The following is a 20722-nucleotide window of genomic DNA, read 5'->3' as shown; positions in this document are numbered from 1 at the left end:
TCGATCTATCGGGTTGAGCCGCCGAGGATTTCGGCGGGGATGGTGATGAGTTCAGGAAACAGGATGAAAAGCCCCAGCAGCACCGTATAGGCGGCGACAAAGGGCGTGACGCCACGGACGGCGGTGCTCATGTTCACCTTGGCGACGCCGCAGATGACGTTGAGCACGGTGCCGACAGGCGGGGTGAGCAGGCCGATGGAGCAGTTCAGCACGAACATCAGCCCGAAATAGACGGGGTCGATCCCGGCCATGGTCACCAGCGGCATGAAGAGCGGCACGAGGATCAGGATCGTGGGCGCAAGGTCCATCACCATGCCGACGGCGAAGACGATCAGCATGATGACGAGCATCAGGAGGCGCGGGTTGTCGATCAGCGGGGCAAGCAGGACGCCCAGCTGCTGGGGCAGTTGCGCCACCGTGATGAGCCACGAGGCCACCATCGCGGCGCCGACAAGGAACATCACCATGGCGGTGGAGCGGGCCGAGGAGAGCAGCACATCATAGAGCATCGACCAGGTGACCGAGCGGTAGATGAAGAGCGAGACGAGGATCGCGTAAACCGCGGCGACGACGGCGGCCTCGGTCGGGGTGAAGGCGCCCGAGCGGATGCCGCCGATAATGATGACGGGCAGGAGCAGCGCCCAGAAGCCATCCTTCAGCGCGGCCAGACGTTCGGCGCGGCTGGCGCGGGGCAGGGTGGCGATCTCTTCGTTGCGCATCATGTAGCGCCAGACCAGCATCAGCGTCAGGCCCATCATCAGGCCGGGGGCGATGCCCGCCATGAAGAGCTTGCCGATGGAGATATTACCCGCCACGCCCATCAGGATGAGCGGCAGCGAGGGCGGGATGATCGGGGCGATGATCCCGCCCGAGCCGAGAAGGCCAAGACTGCGGCCTTCGGGATAGCCCGCGTTCCGCATCATCGGGTACAGGATCGACACCAGCGCCGCCGCATCGGCCACGGCCGAGCCGGACAGGCCCGCCAGCACGATGGAGGTGATGATCGCCACATAGCCAAGGCCACCCCGGCGGTGGCCAACCAGCGTCATGGCCAGCGCGACGATGCGGGTGGACAGGCCGCCGCGCGACATCACCTCGCCCGCAACAAGGAAGAAGGGGATGGCGAGCAGGGGGAAGCTGTCCACCCCGTTGACCAGCCCTTGGGCGAGGATGTCGGGGTTGAAGCTGTCAAGCTGCAGCATCAGCGCGACCGAGGCGAGCAGCAGTGCAAAGGCGATGGGCAGGCCGATCAGGATGCCGAGGAAGAGGACGGCGAGAAAGAGGACAAGGGTCATTCGCCGTGGCCTTCCGATTTGGCAAAGGGGGTGGGGTCGATCAGGCGCACCACGGCAACACCGCCCATCAGCACGGCCGAAATCACGCCTGCCAGATAGAAAAGCGCCGAAGGCAGGCCGGTCAGGGACGAGATGTTGGACCAGTTCGCCATCATCTGGTGCCAGGCGCCGATGAAGAACATCACCATGGTCAGGATCACGATTCCCCAGCAGACCCGCCGCAGCAGGGGGACGGCGCGGGGGAAATAGGTTTCGGAAAACTCGGTCAGCGCGAGGTGTTCGTCACGGCGCAGGGTGACCGCCGCACCGACGAGCGCGATCCAGACAAAGGCCAGCCGGGCCAGTTCGACCGATTGGCGGATGCCCGAGGAAAAGCCGTAGCGCAGCACCACATTGGCGAAAACGATGGCGATCATGGCGCCCATCAGGGCCACCAGCACAAGGTCGATGACCGACCAGAACCGCCGGATGACAGTTGGCATGAGCTTCCTCCTCTGTGGCGACACCCTCCTTTTCCCTTGCGGGAAATTCCTCCGGTGGGTTATCGTTAACCCAAATTGGTAACGATAACATGAAATCGAGTCAACCCCCCGCTGGCCCCAAGGCCCCGACAATCGTCACGGTTGCCGCCGCTGCCGGTGTCAGCCCGATGACGGTGTCCAAGGTGCTGCGCGGGACCGGGCGCATCAGTGCCGCGACGCGCCAGCGCGTGCGCGAGGTGGCGGATGCCCTGGGCTATGTGCCGAACGGGCTTGCCGGGGCGTTGTCGTCGCAGAGCAGCCAGATCGTGGGCATCCTGATCCCGTCGATCGGCGACATGGTCTATGCCGGCGTTCTGGCCGGCATCAACGCGGTGCTGGTGCCGCGCGGATTTTCCAGTTTCATCGGTGAGACATTCTTTGATCCCGAGAACGAGGCGCGGCTGGTGCGAACGGTGCTGTCGCTGAAGCCGTCGGGGCTGATTCTGACCGGGGGGCTGGAGCGGACGGCGGCCAGCGTGCATGTGCTGCGCCAGAGCGGGGTGCGCTGCGTGCAGCTTTGGGATGGGGACCGGCCCGATCTGGATGCCACGGTCGGGCTGTCGCATCGCGCGGCGGGGCGGGCGGCGGCGGATATCTTCCTGTCGCGCGGGTTGCGGGATGCCTGCTATGTCGGGGCGCAACTGGACCGGGACCTGTGCGCAGCGCGGCGGATGGAGGGGTTCCGCCAGCGTCTGCGCGAGGCCGGGGGGCGATGCCGCGTGCTGGCCGATGAGGCGCTGCCGCGCGATGCGGTGACGGGGCAGGCGCTGACGGCGGCGCTGCTGGCCGAGGGGCCGCCACCCGAGGCGATCCATTACCTGAACGATGCGATGGCGATTGGCGGGCTGCGCGCGCTGCTGGCGGCGGGGGTGGAGGTGCCGGGGCGGACATCCGTCATCGGGTTCAACGGCACGTCGCTGCGCCATGCGATCCAGACGCGGCTGACCACGCTGGAGGTGCCGCTGCACGAGATCGGCGCGCGGGCGGCGCAGGCCCTGCTGCAACCGGGTGAGGCGCGGACGGATCTGGTGGATTTCCAGATCGTGCCGGGGACGACGGTGCGGCCCTGACCCCGGAACGGGAACGACCCCGGCCTTGGGGGGCCGGGGTCGCCTTTCCATCTTCTGGCCGGGGTTATTTGCCCCAGATGGCGGCATAAGCCTCGCGGTAGCCGTTGTTCGGGTCAAAGGCATTGCCTTCGGTCCCGGCCAGCGCCTCTTCCGTCACCAGCGCCGGGGCGGTGATGTAGCCCGAGCAGGCCTCGCCCTGGATCGCGCGGTTGAGTTCATCGACAAGCTGCCAGCCCTGCAGGTTCAGCGGTTCGGCCACGGTGACGGCCTGATACTGGCCGGTGCGGATGCGCTGGAACGCGGCCTCGGACCCGTCTCCTGCGGAGCCGGCCTTGGGCGCGCCCTTGCCGTCGATCCCTGCGGCGGCCAGCGAGGGACCCATGAAATCGAAGTAAAGGTCGTTGATGGCCAGCGAATGGGTCCATGCCGCGCCGTGCTTTTGCAGAAGCGTGGTCGTCAGCGGCCCCATGCGGGTCGAGGTTTCGGCGATGGGCGTATCGACATATTCAAGGACGGTGCCGCCGCCCGCTTCGATGGCGGCCTTCATCCGGTCGGCCTTGTCGATGGCGATCTGATAGGTCGAGTCGGTGAAGATCACCACGCCCGGCTTGCCACCCGCATCTTCCAGCGCCCATTGCGCCGCCACGTCGGACACAGTCATCGCATCGGTCGAGACATTTGCGAAGATGCCGCCCGGCGCGTCGCAGCCGATCTTGGGGCCGGAATGCCATGACACCATCGGGATGCCTGCCGCCGTCACACCTTCGAGCGCGGTCTGCTGTTCGGCGGCGTCAAAGCCATTGATGACGATGCCATCGGGGTTCAGCGCCAGCGCTTGGCCCACGGCGGCAGAGCGGTTCTGGACCGAACCCGCGCCATCCAGCACCTTGACCGTCCAGCCGATCTTGGCGGCGGCTTCCTCGATCCCCGTGGTGACGCCGAGGATGCCGCCATTCTTCAGATCGCCCGCGAGGACGACGATGGTCTTGCCTTCTGCCGCCTTGGGGCCGGTGGTCGGGCCGTCAAATGCCTCTTGCGACAGGGCGGGCAGGCCCATGGTGGCCATGATCGTTCCGGCGAGAAGGGCGTTGAAAAGGGTGCGTCTCAGCATGATGTTCTCCTCCACTTAATGCTGTCTTATTTGGTTTTCGCGCCTTTCTTGCGCTGCGCGTAACCCGCGATGCCGATGGCGATCAGCAGCGTCGTGCCGTTGAACAGCGGCTCTACCCAGAAGGAGCCGCCGAATTGCTGGATGCCCGAGATGCCGACGGCGAGGATCATCACGCCGACGATGGTGCCCCAGACATTGACGCGGCCCGGCTTGATCGTGGTCGATCCAAGGAAGGCCCCCACCAGCGCAGGCAGCAGGAATTCCAGCCCCACGCTCGCCTGCCCGATGCGCAGCTTAGACGCCAGCAGCACGCCCGCCAGCGCGGTAAGCGCGCCCGAGGTGACGAAGGCGCCGATGACGAATTTGCGGGTGGGGATGCCGTTCAGTTCCGCCGCGCGCTGGTTGGCGCCGATGGCATAGAGATAGCGGCCGATGGGTGTGTAATCGAGCACGATCCACAGGATCAGGGTGATCGCCAGAACGTAGAAGGCGGTGATCGGCAGGCCAAGGACGAAGGTGCCGTTGATGGCGTAGAAGGCATCGGGCAACTGCCCCACCATCTGCCGCCCGCCGGTATGCCAGAGCGCCAGCGCATAAAGGATGGTGCCGGTGCCGAGCGTGGCGATGAAGCTGTCGATGCGGGCCACTTCGACCAGCAGGCCGTTCAGCGCCCCGGTGATCACGCCCAGCATCAGCACGATGCCCACGGCGACAGGCCAGGGCAGGCCGTACATGGTTTGCAGGCTGATGGCGAGGATGTGCCAGAGCACGATGCCATAGCCCACCGTCAGGTCGATCCGGCCCGACACCATGGGGATCATCGCTGCAAGGGAGAGAAGCGCGATGATCGCCTTGTCTGACAGGATGGAGCGCAGGTTGAGAAGGGTGGGAAAGGTGTTCGGCAGAAGGATCGAGAAGACCACGATTAGGCCGAACATCAGGATCACCAACCCGTAGGTGGGCGCCAGACGGGCGAGTTTCTGCAGGGTTCCCAGACCGCGGAGTTCGTCCTTGGTGGGTTCGACGGCGTTGGATTCGATACCGGGCATGGGTTCCTCAGGCGGCTTCCCCGGCCGATGCGGCCTGGATCAGGGTTTCGGTCGAAAGCTCGACGCCGGTCAGTTCCGCGACCGGCAGGCCGCGGCTGAAGACGATGGCGCGGTGGCAGATATTGGCGATTTCCTCGAAATCGGTGGAGACGACGAGGACGCCCATCCCGCTGGCCAGCGCCTGATAGAGCAGGTGGTAGATCTCGGCCTTGGCGCCGACATCGACGCCCGCGGTCGGGTCTTCGGTGACGAGAAGGCGCCGCCCGCTGTCAAGCCAGCGGCCGACGACGACCTTCTGCTGATTGCCGCCCGAAAGGGATTCGATGGTCAGCGTGGGATCGTTGGGCGACAGGCCGACGCGGGTGCCGATGGCGCGGGCCATGTCCTGTTCGCGCTGCGGCGTGCAGAAGGACAGAAGGCCCCGCCCGGTGGCGGAAGGGTTGAGATAGGCGTTTTCGCGGATGGAAAGGCCGGGGGCCACGCTTTCGCCGATGCGGTCGCGGGCCACAAGGCCGATACCGGAGCGCATGGCGGTTTGTGCGCTGTGCAGATCCGGCGCGCGGCCATCGAGCAGGATGCGGCCCATATGCGGGATCAGGCCGAACAGGGCGCGGCCGATATCTTCATGGCCCGCCCCGCGCAGCCCGGCGAGGCCCAGAAGTTCGCCCCGCTTGATCTGAAAGCTGACCGGGCCGACGGCGGCGGCGCGCAACCCTTCGACCGACAGGATGGCGGGGCCGTCCTGCACGGCGGGGCGGTCGATTTCGCGCGCCTTGCGGCCCACGATCAGGGTGACCAGTTCCTCGGGCGTGGTGTGTTCGATGGCGCGCATGCCCACCATCTGGCCGTCGCGCAGCACGGCGACGCGATCGGCGATGCGAAAGATCTCGTCCAGCCGGTGGCTGACATAGATCATGCCGACGCCGCGCGATTTCAGCGGGCGCAACGCGGTGAAGAGGCGTTCCACCTCATCCGCCGGAAGGCTGGCGGTGGGTTCGTCGAGGACGAGGAAATCGCAATCGGCGGCCAGCGCGCGGGCGATGGCGACCAGGGATTTCTGCGTGCGGGTGAGGCGGTCCACGCGGGCGGTGGCGGGGAAATCGGCCTCGACCAGCGCGAGCGCCGCATCGGCGCGGGCCTCGGTCGCGGGCCAGTCTATGCGGCGGCCCTTGCGGGCATAGCCAAGCGCGAGGGCGATGTTTTCCGCCACACTCATCCATTCGATCAGGCCGAGGTCCTGATGGATGAAGGCCACTTTCTGGCCGCCCGCCTTGCCCGCCTCATGCGCGTAGGGGATGCCGTCGATCAGTACGCCGCCCTCATCCGGGCGGTGGATGCCGCCCAGCGTCTTGATGAGGGTCGATTTGCCGGCGCCATTCTCGCCCAAGAGGGCGACGATCTCGCCGCGCGAAACCTTGAGGGATACGCCTTTCAACGCCCGCGTGCCGCCGAAGGACTTCACGATGCGGTCAAAGAACAGGCCGTCGGCTGACGGTTGCACTGGCGTTTCCTCCTCCCAAAGGGTTGCCGGTGCCCCGAACTTCTGTCAGGTTTACCGGTAACGTAGGCAGGGTGATCCCATCGACAGCCCAAGTCAAGAATAAAGTTATCGATAACATGCCGCGCCTGCTGTCCCCCGTTTCACCCTGCCGGGAGCGCCGATGAAGGCCAATCTGGAAGACATCGCAAAGGCGGCCGGGGTGTCGAAGATGACGGTCAGCCGGGTGCTGCGCGGTGGCACCGGCTTTTCCGACGACACCCGCGACCGGGTGCGCAAGGTGGCGGAATCGCTGGGTTATGTGCCCAACAAGCTGGCTGCGGCCTTCGGGGCGGATCAGGCCTCGACGCTGGTCGGGATGTGCGTGCCGCGCCTGACCTCGGGCCTGTTCGGGCAGGTGCTGGACGGGGTGGACCGCGCGCTGAGCCGGTTGGGCTATCAGTTGATCATCGGGGCCAACAACCATTCGACCGAAGAAGAAGAGGCCTGGGTGCGCCAGATCGTGAGCTGGCGTCCGGCGGGGCTGATTCTGTCGGGGCGGACGCATCAGCCGGGGACAGTGGACCTGCTGCGGCAGGCGGGGATGCCGGTGGTGGAAATCTGGGATCTGACGACAAGCCCGATCGACATGTCGGTGGGGTTTTCGCATGTCGATTGCGGTGCGGAGATGGGGCAGCACCTGCTGCGGCGGGGGCGGCGGCGGGCGGGCTATGTGGGGGCGCTGGCGCGGGCCGATGTGATGGGGCAGGCGCGGCTGGACGGGTTCCGCGCGGCGCTGGCCGAGGCGGGGCATCCCCTGGTGGCGAGCGAACTTTTGCTCGATATGCCGGGATTCTATGCCGGGCTTTACGGGTTGGAGACGTTGCTGAGCCGGACGCGCGATCTGGACGTGGTCTATTTCCACAATGACGAAATGGCCATCGGCGGGCTGGCCTATGCGCAGGCGCGGGGCATCCGGGTGCCCGAGGATCTGGGGATCGCGGGTTGGGGCGGGATGGAGGCGGCGTCGATCCTGCCGCGCCGCCTGACCACCACGGTGGTGCCGACGACGGCCATCGGCAAGGCCGCCGCCGAGGCGCTGGTGGCCCGGTTGAAGGGCGAGCCGGGGCAGGATGTGACGGTGGTTCCCACCCGGCTGGTGCCGGGTGAGACGGGCTGAGCGTCAGGCTTGCGCCCAGGGGCCGTGGGGATGGTCCAGCCCATCCAGCCGGGTGAACCCGTGCAGGCCGAAGAAATCGCGCTGGCCCTGGATCATGTTCGCCGTCCCGCGCGCCTGACGCATCAGATCGAACCAGGCGAGCCCGGCCGAAAGGGCGGGAAGACCCATGCCCTGCAAGGCCCCGGCGGCCACGACGCGGCGCAGGGCGGGCAGGCTGTGGTCAAGCTGCGCGGCGAAGAAGGGGGCGAGGATCAGGTTGCGCGCCGGGTCTTCGGCCAGGGCCGCGGCCATGTCGTTCAGCATGGCAGAGCGGATGATGCAGCCCGCCCGCCAGACGCGGGCGATGGCGGGCATGTCCAGCGCCCAGCCGAATTCGGCGGCGGCGGCGGTCATCATGGCAAAGCCCTGCGCGTAGCACAGGATCTTGCCCGCGATCAGCGCCTGTTCCAGATCATCGACGCTGAGGTTGAGGTCAGGCGTCGCGCGGCCAAAGCGGGCCTCGCCCGCCGCCCGTTCCGCCCGGCGGGCCGAGACGTTGCGCGCCATCACCGCCGCCTCGATCACCGGGACGGGGGCGGCAAGGTGTTGCGCCTCGACCGCCGTCCAGCGGCCGGTGCCTTTCTGCCCGGCAGAATCGACGATCATGTCGAGCAGGGGCGCGCCGGTCACTGGATCGGCCGTGGCGGCGACCTGTCCCGAAATCTCGATCAGGTAGGATTGCAGGATGCCCTTGTTCCACGCGTCGAAGACCGGCGCGATGGCAGGGGCCGCCATGCCAAGCCCGTCGCGCATCACGCCGTAGGTTTCGGCGATCATCTGCATGTCGGCATATTCGATGCCGTTATGCACCGCCTTGACGAAATGCCCGGCGCCGGAGGGGCCCATGTGATCGGCGCAGGGGGTGCCGTCTTCGGCGCGCGCGGCGATGGCCTGCAGAAGCGGCTGCATCCGCGCCCAGGCGGCGGGCGGGCCGCCCGCCATGATCGAGGGGCCGTGGCGCGCGCCCTCTTCGCCGCCCGAAACGCCGATGCCCATGAAATGGAAGGGCAGGCCCGCCGCATCGCGGCGGTTGGTGTCGCGGAAATTGGCATTGCCTGCGTCGATCACCAGATCCTCGGGACCGAGGAGCGGGGCCAGCGCGGCAAGCTGGTCATCGACGGCCTGGCCTGCGGGGACCATCAGGATGATCGCCCGCGGCGGGGTGATGGCCTGCACCAGTTCGGCCAGCGTGGCGGTGGGCGTGATGCGGGGCGCAAGGTCGCCCGCATTGGCGTGGAAGGCCTGCGTGACCGATCCGGTGCGGTTCCAGACGGCGATGGGAAAGCCCTTTTCGGCGATGTTCAGGGCCAGCGCGGCCCCCATAGTGCCCAGCCCGATCAGGCCGGTCTGCGGTGCGGTCATGGTGTCTGTAGTCCCTTGCGATTCAGGATGACGGAATAGACGCTGGTCGTCGCCGTGATGAAAAGCCGGTGCTTCGACCTGCCGCCGAAGCAGAGGTTCGAGACGGTTTCCGGCACGAGGATCTTGCCCAGAAGCCTGCCGTCGGGTGCTATGCAATGTACGCCGTCGCCCGCCGATGACCAGAGGTTGCCGTCACTATCCACCCGCATCCCATCGGCGCAGCCGCGATCCACCTTGTGGAACAGCCGCCCGTTGACCGGGCGGCCATCCACCATATCATAGACGCGGATATGCTGCGGGTCATCGGTGAACATCCGGCCCGTATCGGCGACGTAGAGGCGGCTTTCATCGGGGCTGAAGGCAAGGCCGTTGGGACAGGCCATGTCGGTGATCATCGCCGCGATCCTGCCATCGGGGGTGATGCGATAGACGGCGCAGGGCAGTTCCTGCGGCGCTTTGAACCCTTCGTAATCGGTCATGATCCCGTAATGCGGATCGCTGAACCAGATGCCGCCATCCTGCGCCACGATCACGTCATTGGGGCTGTTAAGCGGCTTGCCCTGAAAGCCATCGGCCAGCACGGTGAGGCTGCCATCCCATTCGGTGCGCGTCACCCGGCGGGTGCCGTGTTCGCAGCTGATCAGCCGACCTTGCCGGTCGCGGGTGTGGCCGTTGGCATAGTTCGACGGGGCGCGGAAGGGGGTGATGCCCTCTTCCGTCCAGCGCAGGATGCGGTTGTTGGGGATGTCGGAGAAGAGAAGACACCCCATGTCGCCGAACCAGACCGGGCCTTCGACCCAGTCGAACCCGGTCGCAAGCCGTTTGACCGGGGCGTTGCCCATCACGAAGGCGGCGAAGGCCGGATCGTGGATTTCGAAGAATGACATGACAAACCCCCCTTGGTCGCCCGGATCGGCGCAGGCATCGGTGCTGCGCTGCGGCCAAAGCTTAGCCGGAAAACACGATCTGTGCCTTCATCGCCTGACTGCGATCCGATGCAAGGCGGAAAGCGGTTTCCGCCTCGTCCAGCGCGACGGTATGGGTGATCAGCGGTTTGACGTCGATCAGACCCTTGCGCATCAGCGCAACCCCGGTGGCGAATTCGTGGTGGAAGCGGAAGCTGCCGCGCAGGTCAAGCTCTTTGGCGGTGATGGCCATCATCGGCAGGCTCATGTCGCCGCCGAGGCCAAGCTGCAGGATCACGCCGCGCGGGCGCAGGGCGGCGATGCCACCCGCCAGCGCCGCCGCGACGCCGGTACATTCGTACAGCACGTCGAAATGGCCCTTATCCGCCCCGTAGGCGGCAAGCGCGTCGGGTTCGGTCCCGGTGTTGATCACCCGGTCCGCCCCGGCGCGCAGGGCCAGCGACAGAGTGAAGTCGGACAGGTCGGTCGCCACGATCTCGGCCGCGCCGGCGCGGCGGGCGGCGAGGATGGACAGCACGCCGATGGGGCCGCAGCCGGTGACAAGGACGCGCTTGCCCAGCATCTCGCCCGCCCGCCGCGTGGCGTGAAGCGTGACGGCCAGCGGTTCGGCCATCGCCGCCTCCCCCGGGGTCAGGCCGGTGGCATCGGCGCATTGCGCGGCATCGGCGACAAGGCTTTCGCGGAAGGCACCCTGAATATGCGGGAAGGGCATAGCCGATCCGTAGAAGCGCATGTTGAGGCACTGGTTCGGCAGGCCTTCGAGGCAGAAGCGGCAACTGCCGCAGGGGCGCGATGGTGAGACGGCGACCAATTGGCCGGGGGTGAAGCCGGTGGTGCCGGGGCCGATCTCTTCGACGAAGGCCGAAACCTCGTGGCCGAGGATCATGGGTTCGCGCAGGCGCACGGCGCCAAAGCCGCCATGGTTGTAGTAATGCAGGTCCGATCCGCAGACGCCGCCCGTTGCCAGCCGCAGGCGCAACTGGCCGGGGCCGGGGGTTTCTTCGGGGCGGTCTTCGATGCGCAGGTCGCGGGCGGCGTGGATGACGATGGCCCGCATCACAGCACCGGGGTCGGCAGGGGTTGGCCCGCGAAATGGGCGGTCAGGTTGTCGCGCACGAGTTTCCCCATGGCCTGCCGGGTTTCATAGGTGCCGCTGGCGTGGTGGGGCTGAAGCAGCACGTTGGGCAGCGACAGGAAGCGCGGGTTCAGCTTCGGTTCGCCTTCGAACACATCCAGCGCGGCCGAGCCGAGTCGCCCGGATTCCAGCGCATCGAGCAGGGCATTCTCGTCGATGTTGGAGGCGCGGCTGATGTTGATGAGCATGCCCTGGGGACCCAGCGCGTCAATCACCTGCGCGCCGACGATGTGGCGGGTGGCGGCAGAGGCGGCCAGCGTGACGAAGAGGAAATCCGACCGTTCGGCCAGCGCCACGGGATCGGCGATGAATTCCCAGTCGCGGGCATAGTCCTTGGGGCCGACATCGGAATAGGCGATCTGCAGGTCAAAGCCTGCCAGACGCTTGGCCACCTCATACCCGATCCGGCCAAGGCCCAGCACCCCGGCCCGCTTGCCCCAGACCCGGCGTTGCAGCGGATAGAGCCCCTTGGCCGCCCAAGACCCGTCACGCACCCAGGTTTCGGCCCCGATCATGCCGCGCGACTGCACCAGCATCATGGCGACGCCCAGATCGGCCACGTCATTGGTCAGCACATCGGGCGTGTTGGTCACGCGGATGCCGCGGGCGCGGCAGGCCTCCAGATCGACGGCGTCATAGCCCACGCCATAGACGCTGATCACCTCAAGCTGCGGGCAGGCGGCGATCATCGCGGCATTGGCGCCCAATTCGCCACGGGTGGCGATGCCGCGAATCTGCGGCCCCACCTCGGCCAGGAAGGCGGCCTTGTCGGCGGCTTCGAAATAGCGGTGCATGTGGAAGGCGGCATCCAGCGGCACCTGATCCCATTCGGGATAGGGGCCGACTTGCAGGATGTGGGGCTTTGTCATGGTCTTTCCGATCCCGGCTTGACTTCGAATGTTAACGATAACATAAACGCAGGGAAAAGCGCTTGTCGAGAGCAAAGTGAAAGGACGCAGAACGTGGCACATCCTCTATTCGACTTGACGGGGCGGCGGGCGCTGATCACGGGATCGTCGCAGGGGATCGGCTTTGCGCTGGCCGAAGGGCTGGCGGCGGCGGGGGCGCAGGTGGTGCTGAACGGGCGCGATGCGGCGAAGCTGGCGCAGGCTGCGGCGCGGATTCCGGGGGCGGAGATGCTGGCCTTCGACGCGACGGATCATGATGCAGTGCGGGCCGCCGTTGACGGGTTCGAGGCGGCGGGCAAGCCCATCGACATTCTGGTGAACAATGCCGGGATGCAGCACCGCGCGCCGCTCGAGGAGTTTCCGGCCGATGCGTTTGAGCGGCTGTTGCAGACCAATATCGCCAGCGTCTTTCATGTGGGGCAGGCGGTGGCGCGGCACATGATCGGGCGAGGGTGCGGGCGGATCATCAATATCGCCAGCGTCCAGACGGCCCTGGCCCGGCCTTCCATCGCGCCCTACACGGCGACGAAGGGCGCGGTGGGCAACCTGACCAAGGGGATGGCCACGGATTGGGCGAAGCATGGGCTGCAATGCAACGCCATCGCGCCGGGTTATTTTGACACCCCGCTCAACGCGGCGCTGGTGGCCGATCCGGCCTTTTCGGCGTGGCTGGAGAAGCGCACACCGGCGGGCCGCTGGGGCAAGGTGGAGGAATTGCAGGGCGCCTGCATCTTCCTTGCGTCGGATGCCGCGTCCTTTGTGAACGGGCATATCCTTTATGTCGATGGCGGGATCACGGCGTCGCTATGACCCTGCGCGTTGTCATCATGGGGGTGTCGGGCTGCGGCAAGTCGTCAGTGGGCGAGGGGCTGGCCGCGCGGCTGGGCATTCCCTATCGCGATGGGGATGATCTGCATCCGGCGGCCAATGTGGCCAAGATGCGGGCGGGCATTCCGCTGACCGATGCCGACCGCTGGCCGTGGCTCGATGCGGTGGCGGCGGTGCTGGCGCAGGAGGCGCCGGTGATCGTGGGCTGTTCGGCGCTGCGCCGCGTCTATCGCGACCGCATCCGCGCGGGGGCGGGCGGTGCGGTGCGGTTCATCCACCTGTCCGGCAGCCGCGATGTGATCGCGGCGCGGATGGCGGCGCGGAAGGGGCATTACATGCCGGTCGCGCTGCTCGACAGCCAGTTCGCCACGCTGGAACCGCCGGGGCCGGAGGAGGCGGTGACCATCGACATCGAACAGTCCCTGCCCCGGCTGATCGACAGCCTGCTACCTGCCCTGCAAGGAGAGATGCCATGACCGAAACCGTTGCCTTGATCGGGGCGGGCGCGATGGGCGGTGCCATCGGGGCGCGGCTTGTGGCCACCGGCACGCGGCTTGCGGTGTTCGACCTCGACCGCGAGAAGGTGGCTGCGCTGGTGGCGCAAGGGGCCGTGGCCGCGGCGACGGGGGCCGAGGCCACCGCGGGCGCGCGGGCGGTGATCCTGTCATTGAACGCCGCGCATATCGTGCGGGCCGCTGTCTTTGGCGCGGGCGGCGTGGCCGAGGGGGCGGCGCCCGGCACACTGATCATCGACATGTCGTCGATCGACCCGGAGGCGACCAAGGCGCTGGCGCAGGAGGCCGCGTCGCGCGGGTTGCGCTGGGTGGACAGCCCGCTGTCGGGCGGGATCCCCAAGGCCGCGACGGGCGAGTTGACGCTGATGCAGGGCGGGGCCGAGGCCGACGTGGCCGAGGCGCAGGCGGTGCTGGCGCGGGTCGCATCGAACCAGACGCGGATGGGCGGCCCCGGGGCAGGGCAGACGACGAAGCTGATCAATCAGGTTCTTTGCGGCTTGGGCTTTCTGGCCGTGGCCGAGGCCACCGCGCTGGCCGAGGCGGCGGGGGTGGATGCGGCGATGATCCCCAAGGCGCTGAAGGGCGGGCGGGCGGATAGCGCGATCCTGCAGGAATACATGCCGCGCTTTGCCAGCCGCGATTACCGCCGCACGGGCCGCATCGACAACATGGTGAAAGACCTGAACGGCGCCGCCGATCTGGCGCGGCTGACGCAGACGCCCATGCCGCTGACGGCGCTGTGCGCCGAGGTGCACCGGATGCTGACGGCGGCAGGGCTGGGCGGCGAGGATCAGGCCGCGCTGATGGAATTCTTCAAGGGACCGCGAAAGGAACTGTTCCAATGATCACCCGATATGCCCTGTTCGAAGGCCGCATCCATGACGGTCAGGCCGATGCCTTCCGTCAGGCCGTGCTGGCCGAGGTGCTGCCCAAGTGGAAGGCCTTTCCCGGCGCGCTGGCCGTCCGCGTCAGCTTTGCCGAATTCCGCGATGACGGTGCGCCGGAATATCCGATGATCCTTGCGATCAGCTACCCCGATCTGGCCACGGTCGAGGCGGCGCTGGCCAGCCCGGCCCGCACGGCGGCGAAGGCCGCGACCGATGCGGTGCTGGCGCGGTTCTTCACGGGGCGCATCCATCACCATGTCACCACGGCGCATGACCACGAACTTGCCTGACCATCCTTTGGCACCGCCTGTCGCGGGGCTGGATTCGACAGGGCGGGAGCGATACCAAGAGGCATGAACACCCCGCGCAAAGCCCCGACCATGGCCGATGTCGCCCGTCTTGCGGGTGTCTCGCCCATGACGGTGAGCCGGGCCTTCAAGCGCGACAGTTCGGTAAGCGAGGCGACGCGGGAAACCATCCTGAAGGCCGCTGACGAGATCGGCTATGTCTTTGACGCGACCGCATCCAACCTGCGGTCGCAGAAGACCGATTTCGTCGCGGTCACCATCCCGTCGATCAACAACGCGAACTTTGCCGATACCCTGCGGGGCCTGTCCGAAGGGTTGAAGGCGCGCGGGTTGCAGACCCTGCTGGGCTATACCGACTATGACATCCAGGAAGAGGAGCGGCTGATCGAACAGCTTCTCCGCCGCCGGCCCGAGGCCATCGTCGTAACGGGCGGGCGGCACACGCCGCGCGCGCGCCGGATGCTGCAGAATGCGGGCATCCCGGTGGTGGAGACATGGGACCTGCCCGAGGCGCCGATCGGCCATGTCGTGGGGTTTTCGAACGCGCTGGCGGTGCGTGGCATGGTGGATCACTTCGTGGCGCAGGGATTGACGCGGATCGCCTTCATCGGCGGGGATGCCGACCGCGACACGCGCGGATCGGACCGGCGCGAGGGGTTCATTGCGGCAATGCGGGCGCAGGGCCTTGATCCGTCGCGGCTGATCGCGGCGGGGGCGCCGCCGATTTCGATGCGCGAGGGCGCGGCGGCAATGGGGCGGCTTCTCGACACGCTGCCGGATACGCAGGCGGTGATCTGCGTGTCCGACCTGTCGGCCTTTGGCGCGCTCACGGAATGTCAGCGGCGCGGCATCCCGGTGCCGGACCGGATCTGGATCGCCGGTTTCGGGGATTACGAGATCGCCGAGGTATCTGTCCCGTCGCTGACCACGATCAATCCCTTCCCGCGCGAGATCGGGGCGCGCACGGCGGCGTTGCTGCTGCGCGTGATGGACGGACAGCAGGAGGGACCGGCCACCTTGGCCATCCACCCGCAGCTTCTGATCCGGGGGTCCAGCCGCTAAGGTGGGCGGCCCCCGTCAACCGCGTTGGTCGTCAGCCGCGTTGGTACATGCCTTCGTAGATGGGGACGAGGGTATCGGTCTCGAACAGCGAGGATACGCTGGTGCCGTTCCAGATGTTCAGGATCGCCTGGGCGAAGATCGGGGCAGTGGGGACGATGCGGATGTTGGTCGCAGCCCGCACCCGTTCCGTGGGTTCGATGGAATCGGTGATCACCAGCGATTTCATCACCGAGTTCTGCACCCGTTCCACCGCCGGGCCGGAAAGGACGCCATGGGTGATGTAGCTGTGAACCTCGGTCGCGCCCGCCTCCATCAGCGTTTCGGCCGCCTTGCACAGCGTGCCGGCCGTATCGCAGATGTCATCGACGATGATGCATTTGTGGCCGCGCACATCGCCGATCACGGTCATGCCGGCCACTTCGCCCGCCTTTTCGCGGCGCTTGTCCACAATGGCGAGGGGGGCATTGATCCGCTTGGCCAGTTCGCGCGCGCGCGCCACGCCGCCCACATCGGGCGAGACGATCATCAGATCCTCCATCTGGCCCTTGAAATGATGTTCGATGTCGAGGGCGAAGACGGGGCTGGCATAGAGGTTGTCGACGGGGATGTCGAAAAAGCCCTGGATCTGTGCGGCATGCAGATCGAGCGTCAGGACCCGGTCCACGCCCGAGGTTTCGATCAGGTTCGACACGAGCTTTGCGCTGATGGGCGTGCGGGCCTTGGCGCGGCGATCCTGCCGGGCATAGCCGAAATAGGGGATCACGGCGGTGATGCGGGCGGCCGAAGACCGGCGCAGCGCATCGACCATGATCAGCAGTTCCATCAGGTTGTCATTGGCAGGGTTCGACGTGGGCTGGATGACATACATGTCCTCGCCCCGCACATTTTCGAACACCTCGACGAAGATTTCCTGATCGTTGAACCGTTCGACCCGTGCGTCGACAAGGCTGACCGACATGCCGCGATGCATCGACATGCGGCGGGCGATGGATTTCGCAAGCGACAGGTTCGCATTGCCGGAGATCAGCTTCGGTTCGGTGATGGCGGGCATGTGGCACTCCGGTGGGCGGCGGATTCGGTGTTGGACACGCCTTATCATCGCGTTACCGTCTTGCAAACCGACGGCAGGGCACGGGCAGACGAATGGCACAGATTGACTACTTTTTCACGGTGGTTTCCCCTTGGGTCTATCTGGCGGGCGACCGGCTGGAGCAGATCGCGGCGCGCCATGGCGCGCAGGTCCGCTATGTGGCGCTGGATGGGCCGGCGCTGTTTCCCCGCACGGGCGGGCAGGTGCTGGCCGAGCGACATGAGAGCCGCAAGGCCTATCGTTTGCAGGAACTCAAACGGTGGTCGCGCAAACTGGGGCGGACGCTGGATCTGCAACCGGCCTACTTTCCGGTGAACCCGGCACCGGCGAGCTATGCCGTGATCGCGGCGCAGGCGGCGGGGGGTGGTGATCTGGCCGGGCTGGTGCAGGCGTTTCCCCGGGCGGTCTGGGCCGAAGGGCGCAACATTGCCGAGGATGCGGTGGTCAAGGCGATCCTGGCCGAGAACGGCTTTGATCCGGCTGTGGCGGATCGGGGGATGTTCATGGCGGCGGATGTCTATGTGAAGAACCTTGACGAGGCGGTGGCGCGGGGCGTGTTTGGCCTGCCCTTCTACATCGTGGGGGAGGACCGTTTCTGGGGTCAGGACCGGCTGGAGATGCTGGAGGATCATCTGGCGGGACGGTGACATGGCCTCATCTTGGCCGCCCCCTCCCCCGGCCCCTCCCCCGTGAAGAACGGGGGAGGGGAGGGCGCCTTCAGGCGACCGGGGTGGGGGTGGATGTGGTGGTGGTGGGTATTTGGGCCAAGATGAAGGGGCGGGTCAGCCCTTGAGACGCGCCAGGAAACGATCGACGTGATCGTCTGTAGTGTTCCATGAGGCAACCATGCGTGCGGTTTCGCGGCCGTCTTTCGGGCGGAGGTCGTAGTAGACCGCGCCCGCGCCCTGAAGGCGGGCATGGCCACCCTGTTCCCAATTGGCGAAGACCATGTTTGCATCGCAAGGGTGCGTGAGGGCCGCGCTGTTCAGGGCGGCGATGCCTGCGGCAAGGCGCTGGCCCATGGCGTTCGCATGGCTGGCGAGGCGAAGCCAGAGGTCATCTTCCAGATAGGCCTCCATCTGTGCCGAGAGGAAGCGGTGCTTGGAGAAGAGATGCCCGCCGCGCTTGCGGCGAAGCTCCAGCTCCCAGGACTTGGCGGGGTCGAAGAGGATGACCGCCTCCACCCCCAGAAGTCCGTTCTTGGTGCCCCCGAAGGAGAGCGCGTCGATGCCCGCCTGCCATGTCATTTCGGCGGGCGTGGCGCCGGTGGCGACGAGCGCATTGGCAAAGCGCGCGCCGTCGAGGTGGCAGGGCAGGCCGTGGGATTTGGCAATGGCGGTGAGGGTGGCGATCTCGGCAGGGGTGTAGGTGGTCCCCGCCTCGGTGACATTTGTGAGCGACAGCGCGCCACGCTGCACGCCATGCACGCCTGAGGCGCCGGTGGTGGCCAGCGCCTCGGTCAGCGCGGCGGGGGTGATCTTGCCATGCGCGCCGTCGATCAGGACAAGCTTCGCGCCATTCGTGAAGAATTCCGGCGCGCCGCATTCATCCTCGGCGATATGGGCGTGGCGGTGGCAGAAGATCGCGCCCCACGGGGGCGTCAGGCTGGCAAGCGCCAGTGCATTGGCCGCCGTGCCGGTTGCCACCAGATGGACCTGTGCCTCGGGCGCCTCGAAGAGCGCGCGCAGGCGGGCGGTGACACGGGCCATGATGTCATCCGCGCCATAGCTGCGCGCGTAGCCGTCATTGGCGCGGTTGAGGGCAGCCATGACCTCGGGCGGGACGCCGGAGGCGTTGTCGGAGGCAAAGAACATTCAGGGCGTCTCGTTGATGATGTAATCGTCCCAGTCATCCTCATCGACCTCGAATTCCGGGACAGTGAGGCCGCGCACCGAATGGCCGGTCTTGTGCGTGCTGTCGGGATCGCCCGTGTTCAACGGATGCCAGTCAGGGATCGGACGGCCTTCGTAGAGCAGGCGGTAGGCACAGGTGCGGGGCATCCAGTAGGCGATCTTTGGCAGGGTCTTGGGCGTGAGGCGGACGCAGTCAGGCACGAACTGGTGGCGTATGGGGTACTGTGTGCAGCGGCAGGTTTCGCCATCGAGCAGGCGGCAGGCGATGCGGGTGTAGTCGACTTCGCCGGTATCCTCATACTCGATCTTGTTCAGGCAGCACTTGCCACAGCCGTCACAAAGCGCCTCCCATTCCGAGGCGTTCAACTTGTTCAGGGGCACGGTTTCCCAGAAGCGGGGGCGCAGTTTCGCAGTCATGCGGGGAAGGTGCGCCTTTGGCGCGGGAAAGGGAAGCGGGGGCGCGCCAAAATTTTGCCTGCAAAATTTTGGCGCCCAGATCCCGAAATCTTTCTGGAAAGATTTCGGGACAGCGCGGCCGAAACTTTTCGCAGAAAAGTTTCGGCCTGTCGCCTACAGGTCGCGCAGGATCGTGCGCGCCCGCGCGCAATCGCTGTCCATCTGAGTGATCAGCGCGTCAAGCCCGTCGAACTTAAGTTCGGGGCGAAGGAAATCGACAAAGGCGATCGACAGGTGGTGGCCGTAGAGATCGCCGGAAAAATCGAAGAGGAATGTCTCCAGATTGGGCCGATTCTCGCCGAACATCGGGCGAACGCCGAGGCTGGCCGCGCCCATGTAGCTGCCCGTCTGCGGGCCGGTCAGGATATCCACCTTCACTGCATAGACACCGAAGCGGGGCAGGTGCAGCCCATCGACCGACATGTTGGCGGTCGGGTAGCCCAGTTCGCGCCCGCGCTTTTCGCCGTGGATCACGGCGCCCTCGATCCGGTGCCAATGGCCCAGCATGGCGGCGGCATCCCGGGGGCGCCCATCGGTCAGCGCCTGCCGGATGGCGGTGGAGGAAACCTCGGTTCCGTTTACGGCCAGAAGGGGCGCGATGGTCACATCAAAGCCCAGCCGGTTGCCAAGGACGGCCAGATCCATGGCGCGTCCGGCGCGGCCTTGGCCAAAGCAGAAATCCTCGCCCACCACGACGTGGGACACGCCAAGCCCATCGGCCAGCACGTCACGCGCAAAGGCCTCGGGCGACAGGGTGGCGAGCGACCAGTCGAAGGGAAGCTGATAGAGCCGGTCCACACCCAGCTTGGCCAACCTGCTGGCCCGCGCCTCGGCATTCATCAGGCGGAAGGGTGTTGCCGTAGGGGCGAAGACCTGCCGGGGATGCGGTTCGAAGGTGACGATGCCAAGCGGCGTATCGGGGCGGCGGGCAAGATTGATGACCGAGCGGTGGCCGAGATGGACGCCATCGAAATTGCCCATGGCGACAGAGGCGCCGCGGGCCTCGGGGGGCAGTCCGTGCCAGTGGTGGTGAACGCGCATCTTTCCCCGGGGCGGGGTTAGTGCCCCGTCGCTGTCAGTCGAACTTGCGCGAGGGCGCCAGAACCAGCGCCTCGCCCTTCAGGACGACGGTATTACCCACGGCGCAGTGGGTTTCAAGGGTCACGCGGCGCTTGGCATGGTCGATCGCGGTCACCTTCACCTCGGCCCGCACGGTGTCACCCGGGCGAACGGGGGCCATAAACTTCAGGCTCTGGCCCAGATAGACGGTGCCATGTCCGGGAAGCTGTTCACCGATCACGGCAGAGATCAGGCCTGCGGTCAGCATCCCGTGGGCGATGCGGCCCTGAAAGATGGTGTCCTGCGCGTAGGCGTCGTCCAGATGCACGGGGTTCCTGTCGGTTGAGACTTCGGCGAACATCTCGATGTCGCGGTCGGTCACGGTTTTCAGCAGGTAGCGGGTCATCCCGATTTCGAGATCCTCGATGCAGATCGTTCCGCGCGGCTGGTTGTCGATGGCTCTGGCGAACATGGCCGAATCCCCTGTGTGCTGCACGCACCATAGCGGGCGCCGCAGCGCAGCGCAATTCCGGCCGGTAACTTTTTAACGCATATGCGACTTTTGGCGCAACAATGTTGCGGCAGGGCTGC

The 20722-nt window shown here is 66.6% G+C and carries 22 protein-coding genes; 8 read left to right on the top strand and 14 right to left on the bottom strand.

The genetic code is table 11. The features are described from left to right. Positions 1-5: 5 nt before the first annotated feature. Positions 6-1295 carry a TRAP transporter large permease subunit gene (locus GU920_RS04360; protein ID WP_161765725.1) on the bottom strand — a complete coding sequence of 430 codons (1290 nt, stop codon included), beginning with the start codon at positions 1293-1295 and terminating at the stop codon, positions 6-8. Continuing rightward, positions 1292-1777, bottom strand: coding sequence for a TRAP transporter small permease (locus GU920_RS04355; protein WP_161765724.1), 486 nt, complete (start codon positions 1775-1777; stop codon positions 1292-1294). The genes GU920_RS04360 and GU920_RS04355 overlap by 4 nt, the downstream gene beginning before the upstream one ends. 89 nt (positions 1778-1866) lie before the next feature. On the opposite strand from GU920_RS04355, the gene GU920_RS04350 reads away from it, so the two are divergent. Then, on the top strand, positions 1867-2886 hold the full coding sequence (locus GU920_RS04350; RefSeq protein WP_161765723.1) for a LacI family DNA-binding transcriptional regulator: 1020 nt from the start codon (positions 1867-1869) through the stop codon (positions 2884-2886). A gap of 64 nt (positions 2887-2950) precedes the next feature. Here GU920_RS04350 and GU920_RS04345 read toward each other — a convergent pair whose 3' ends face one another. From GU920_RS04345 to GU920_RS04335, 3 genes are read right to left on the bottom strand one after another with little or no spacing between them, the layout of a single operon-like run. Next, positions 2951-3997, bottom strand: a complete 1047-nt coding sequence (locus GU920_RS04345) for a substrate-binding domain-containing protein (RefSeq protein ID WP_161765722.1) — start codon at positions 3995-3997, stop codon at positions 2951-2953. Positions 3998-4023: 26 nt separating this feature from the next. Continuing rightward, positions 4024-5046 (bottom strand): ABC transporter permease, encoded by a 1023-nt coding sequence (locus tag GU920_RS04340; protein WP_161765721.1) that lies wholly within the window; start codon positions 5044-5046, stop codon positions 4024-4026. 7 nt (positions 5047-5053) lie between these two features. After that, positions 5054-6547, bottom strand: a complete 1494-nt coding sequence (locus GU920_RS04335; RefSeq protein WP_161765720.1) for a sugar ABC transporter ATP-binding protein — start codon at positions 6545-6547, stop codon at positions 5054-5056. Between the two features lie 160 nt (positions 6548-6707). On the opposite strand from GU920_RS04335, the gene GU920_RS04330 reads away from it, so the two are divergent. Continuing rightward, positions 6708-7703 (top strand): LacI family DNA-binding transcriptional regulator, encoded by a 996-nt coding sequence (locus GU920_RS04330; RefSeq protein WP_161765719.1) that lies wholly within the window; start codon positions 6708-6710, stop codon positions 7701-7703. A 3-nt stretch (positions 7704-7706) separates the two neighbouring features. On the opposite strand, the gene gndA is transcribed toward GU920_RS04330, so the two are convergent. From gndA to GU920_RS04310, 4 genes are all read right to left on the bottom strand, one after another. After that, a complete protein-coding gene (gene gndA, locus GU920_RS04325; protein WP_161765718.1) occupies positions 7707-9104 on the bottom strand; it encodes an NADP-dependent phosphogluconate dehydrogenase in 1398 nt (465 codons plus the stop codon). Beyond that, positions 9101-9991, bottom strand: a complete 891-nt coding sequence (locus tag GU920_RS04320) for an SMP-30/gluconolactonase/LRE family protein (protein ID WP_161765717.1) — start codon at positions 9989-9991, stop codon at positions 9101-9103. Before GU920_RS04320 ends, gndA begins: the two co-directional genes overlap by 4 nt. Before the next feature lie 61 nt (positions 9992-10052). After that, a complete protein-coding gene (locus GU920_RS04315) occupies positions 10053-11087 on the bottom strand; it encodes an L-idonate 5-dehydrogenase (RefSeq protein ID WP_161765716.1) in 1035 nt (344 codons plus the stop codon). Next, positions 11087-12034, bottom strand: coding sequence for a 2-hydroxyacid dehydrogenase (locus tag GU920_RS04310; protein ID WP_161765715.1), 948 nt, complete (start codon positions 12032-12034; stop codon positions 11087-11089). The genes GU920_RS04315 and GU920_RS04310 overlap by 1 nt, the downstream gene beginning before the upstream one ends. Before the next feature lie 93 nt (positions 12035-12127). Here GU920_RS04310 and GU920_RS04305 point away from each other — a divergent pair, with 93 nt between their 5' ends. From GU920_RS04305 to GU920_RS04285, 5 genes are all read left to right on the top strand, one after another. Beyond that, on the top strand, positions 12128-12883 hold the full coding sequence (locus GU920_RS04305) for an SDR family oxidoreductase (RefSeq protein ID WP_161765714.1): 756 nt from the start codon (positions 12128-12130) through the stop codon (positions 12881-12883). Then, positions 12880-13377 (top strand): gluconokinase, encoded by a 498-nt coding sequence (locus tag GU920_RS04300; protein ID WP_161765713.1) that lies wholly within the window; start codon positions 12880-12882, stop codon positions 13375-13377. The genes GU920_RS04305 and GU920_RS04300 overlap by 4 nt, the downstream gene beginning before the upstream one ends. Beyond that, entirely contained in the window at positions 13374-14261 is an 888-nt protein-coding gene (locus tag GU920_RS04295) for an NAD(P)-dependent oxidoreductase (protein ID WP_161765712.1), read from the top strand. Before GU920_RS04300 ends, GU920_RS04295 begins: the two co-directional genes overlap by 4 nt. Next, positions 14258-14593 (top strand): hypothetical protein, encoded by a 336-nt coding sequence (locus GU920_RS04290; protein ID WP_161765711.1) that lies wholly within the window; start codon positions 14258-14260, stop codon positions 14591-14593. The genes GU920_RS04295 and GU920_RS04290 overlap by 4 nt, the downstream gene beginning before the upstream one ends. A gap of 90 nt (positions 14594-14683) precedes the next feature. Further along, complete coding sequence (locus GU920_RS04285; protein ID WP_235933058.1) at positions 14684-15673, top strand: LacI family DNA-binding transcriptional regulator; 990 nt, start codon at positions 14684-14686, stop codon at positions 15671-15673. Between the two features lie 31 nt (positions 15674-15704). On the opposite strand, the gene GU920_RS04280 is transcribed toward GU920_RS04285, so the two are convergent. Beyond that, positions 15705-16724, bottom strand: a complete 1020-nt coding sequence (locus tag GU920_RS04280) for a ribose-phosphate pyrophosphokinase (RefSeq protein ID WP_161765709.1) — start codon at positions 16722-16724, stop codon at positions 15705-15707. A 92-nt stretch (positions 16725-16816) separates the two neighbouring features. On the opposite strand from GU920_RS04280, the gene GU920_RS04275 reads away from it, so the two are divergent. Further along, positions 16817-17410 carry a 2-hydroxychromene-2-carboxylate isomerase gene (locus GU920_RS04275; protein ID WP_161765708.1) on the top strand — a complete coding sequence of 198 codons (594 nt, stop codon included), beginning with the start codon at positions 16817-16819 and terminating at the stop codon, positions 17408-17410. Between the two features lie 135 nt (positions 17411-17545). Here GU920_RS04275 and GU920_RS04270 read toward each other — a convergent pair whose 3' ends face one another. The 4 genes from GU920_RS04270 to GU920_RS04255 all read right to left on the bottom strand — a co-directional run bounded on the left by GU920_RS04270 (position 17546) and on the right by GU920_RS04255 (position 20603). Beyond that, positions 17546-18577, bottom strand: coding sequence for a threonine aldolase family protein (locus GU920_RS04270; RefSeq protein ID WP_161765707.1), 1032 nt, complete (start codon positions 18575-18577; stop codon positions 17546-17548). Continuing rightward, positions 18578-19033, bottom strand: a complete 456-nt coding sequence (locus tag GU920_RS04265; protein ID WP_161765706.1) for a YcgN family cysteine cluster protein — start codon at positions 19031-19033, stop codon at positions 18578-18580. A gap of 153 nt (positions 19034-19186) precedes the next feature. Beyond that, entirely contained in the window at positions 19187-20113 is a 927-nt protein-coding gene (locus tag GU920_RS04260; protein ID WP_161765705.1) for a bifunctional riboflavin kinase/FAD synthetase, read from the bottom strand. A gap of 34 nt (positions 20114-20147) precedes the next feature. Then, positions 20148-20603 carry a MaoC family dehydratase gene (locus GU920_RS04255; RefSeq protein ID WP_161765704.1) on the bottom strand — a complete coding sequence of 152 codons (456 nt, stop codon included), beginning with the start codon at positions 20601-20603 and terminating at the stop codon, positions 20148-20150. Positions 20604-20722 lie beyond the last annotated feature (119 nt).

Origin of the sequence: Paragemmobacter ruber, assembly GCF_009908315.1 — a bacterium.
GTDB lineage: Bacteria > Pseudomonadota > Alphaproteobacteria > Rhodobacterales > Rhodobacteraceae > Paragemmobacter > Paragemmobacter ruber.
This window is presented reverse-complemented; position numbering and strand designations above follow the sequence as displayed.

Excerpts from the sequence above, each read along its gene's own strand:
- GU920_RS04360 (WP_161765725.1), bottom strand. The coding sequence starts at position 1,295 with ATGACCCTTGTCCTCTTTCTCGCCGTCCTCTTCCTCGGCATCCTGATC.
- GU920_RS04355 (WP_161765724.1), bottom strand. The coding sequence starts at position 1,777 with ATGCCAACTGTCATCCGGCGGTTCTGGTCGGTCATCGACCTTGTGCTG.
- GU920_RS04350 (WP_161765723.1), top strand. The coding sequence starts at position 1,867 with ATGAAATCGAGTCAACCCCCCGCTGGCCCCAAGGCCCCGACAATCGTC.
- GU920_RS04345 (WP_161765722.1), bottom strand. The coding sequence starts at position 3,997 with ATGCTGAGACGCACCCTTTTCAACGCCCTTCTCGCCGGAACGATCATG.
- GU920_RS04340 (WP_161765721.1), bottom strand. The coding sequence starts at position 5,046 with ATGCCCGGTATCGAATCCAACGCCGTCGAACCCACCAAGGACGAACTC.
- GU920_RS04330 (WP_161765719.1), top strand. The coding sequence starts at position 6,708 with ATGAAGGCCAATCTGGAAGACATCGCAAAGGCGGCCGGGGTGTCGAAG.
- gndA (WP_161765718.1), bottom strand. The coding sequence starts at position 9,104 with ATGACCGCACCGCAGACCGGCCTGATCGGGCTGGGCACTATGGGGGCC.
- GU920_RS04320 (WP_161765717.1), bottom strand. The coding sequence starts at position 9,991 with ATGTCATTCTTCGAAATCCACGATCCGGCCTTCGCCGCCTTCGTGATG.
- GU920_RS04315 (WP_161765716.1), bottom strand. The coding sequence starts at position 11,087 with ATGCGGGCCATCGTCATCCACGCCGCCCGCGACCTGCGCATCGAAGAC.
- GU920_RS04310 (WP_161765715.1), bottom strand. The coding sequence starts at position 12,034 with ATGACAAAGCCCCACATCCTGCAAGTCGGCCCCTATCCCGAATGGGAT.
- GU920_RS04300 (WP_161765713.1), top strand. The coding sequence starts at position 12,880 with ATGACCCTGCGCGTTGTCATCATGGGGGTGTCGGGCTGCGGCAAGTCG.
- GU920_RS04295 (WP_161765712.1), top strand. The coding sequence starts at position 13,374 with ATGACCGAAACCGTTGCCTTGATCGGGGCGGGCGCGATGGGCGGTGCC.
- GU920_RS04290 (WP_161765711.1), top strand. The coding sequence starts at position 14,258 with ATGATCACCCGATATGCCCTGTTCGAAGGCCGCATCCATGACGGTCAG.
- GU920_RS04285 (WP_235933058.1), top strand. The coding sequence starts at position 14,684 with ATGGCCGATGTCGCCCGTCTTGCGGGTGTCTCGCCCATGACGGTGAGC.
- GU920_RS04280 (WP_161765709.1), bottom strand. The coding sequence starts at position 16,724 with ATGCCCGCCATCACCGAACCGAAGCTGATCTCCGGCAATGCGAACCTG.
- GU920_RS04275 (WP_161765708.1), top strand. The coding sequence starts at position 16,817 with ATGGCACAGATTGACTACTTTTTCACGGTGGTTTCCCCTTGGGTCTAT.
- GU920_RS04270 (WP_161765707.1), bottom strand. The coding sequence starts at position 18,577 with ATGTTCTTTGCCTCCGACAACGCCTCCGGCGTCCCGCCCGAGGTCATG.
- GU920_RS04265 (WP_161765706.1), bottom strand. The coding sequence starts at position 19,033 with ATGACTGCGAAACTGCGCCCCCGCTTCTGGGAAACCGTGCCCCTGAAC.
- GU920_RS04260 (WP_161765705.1), bottom strand. The coding sequence starts at position 20,113 with ATGCGCGTTCACCACCACTGGCACGGACTGCCCCCCGAGGCCCGCGGC.
- GU920_RS04255 (WP_161765704.1), bottom strand. The coding sequence starts at position 20,603 with ATGTTCGCCAGAGCCATCGACAACCAGCCGCGCGGAACGATCTGCATC.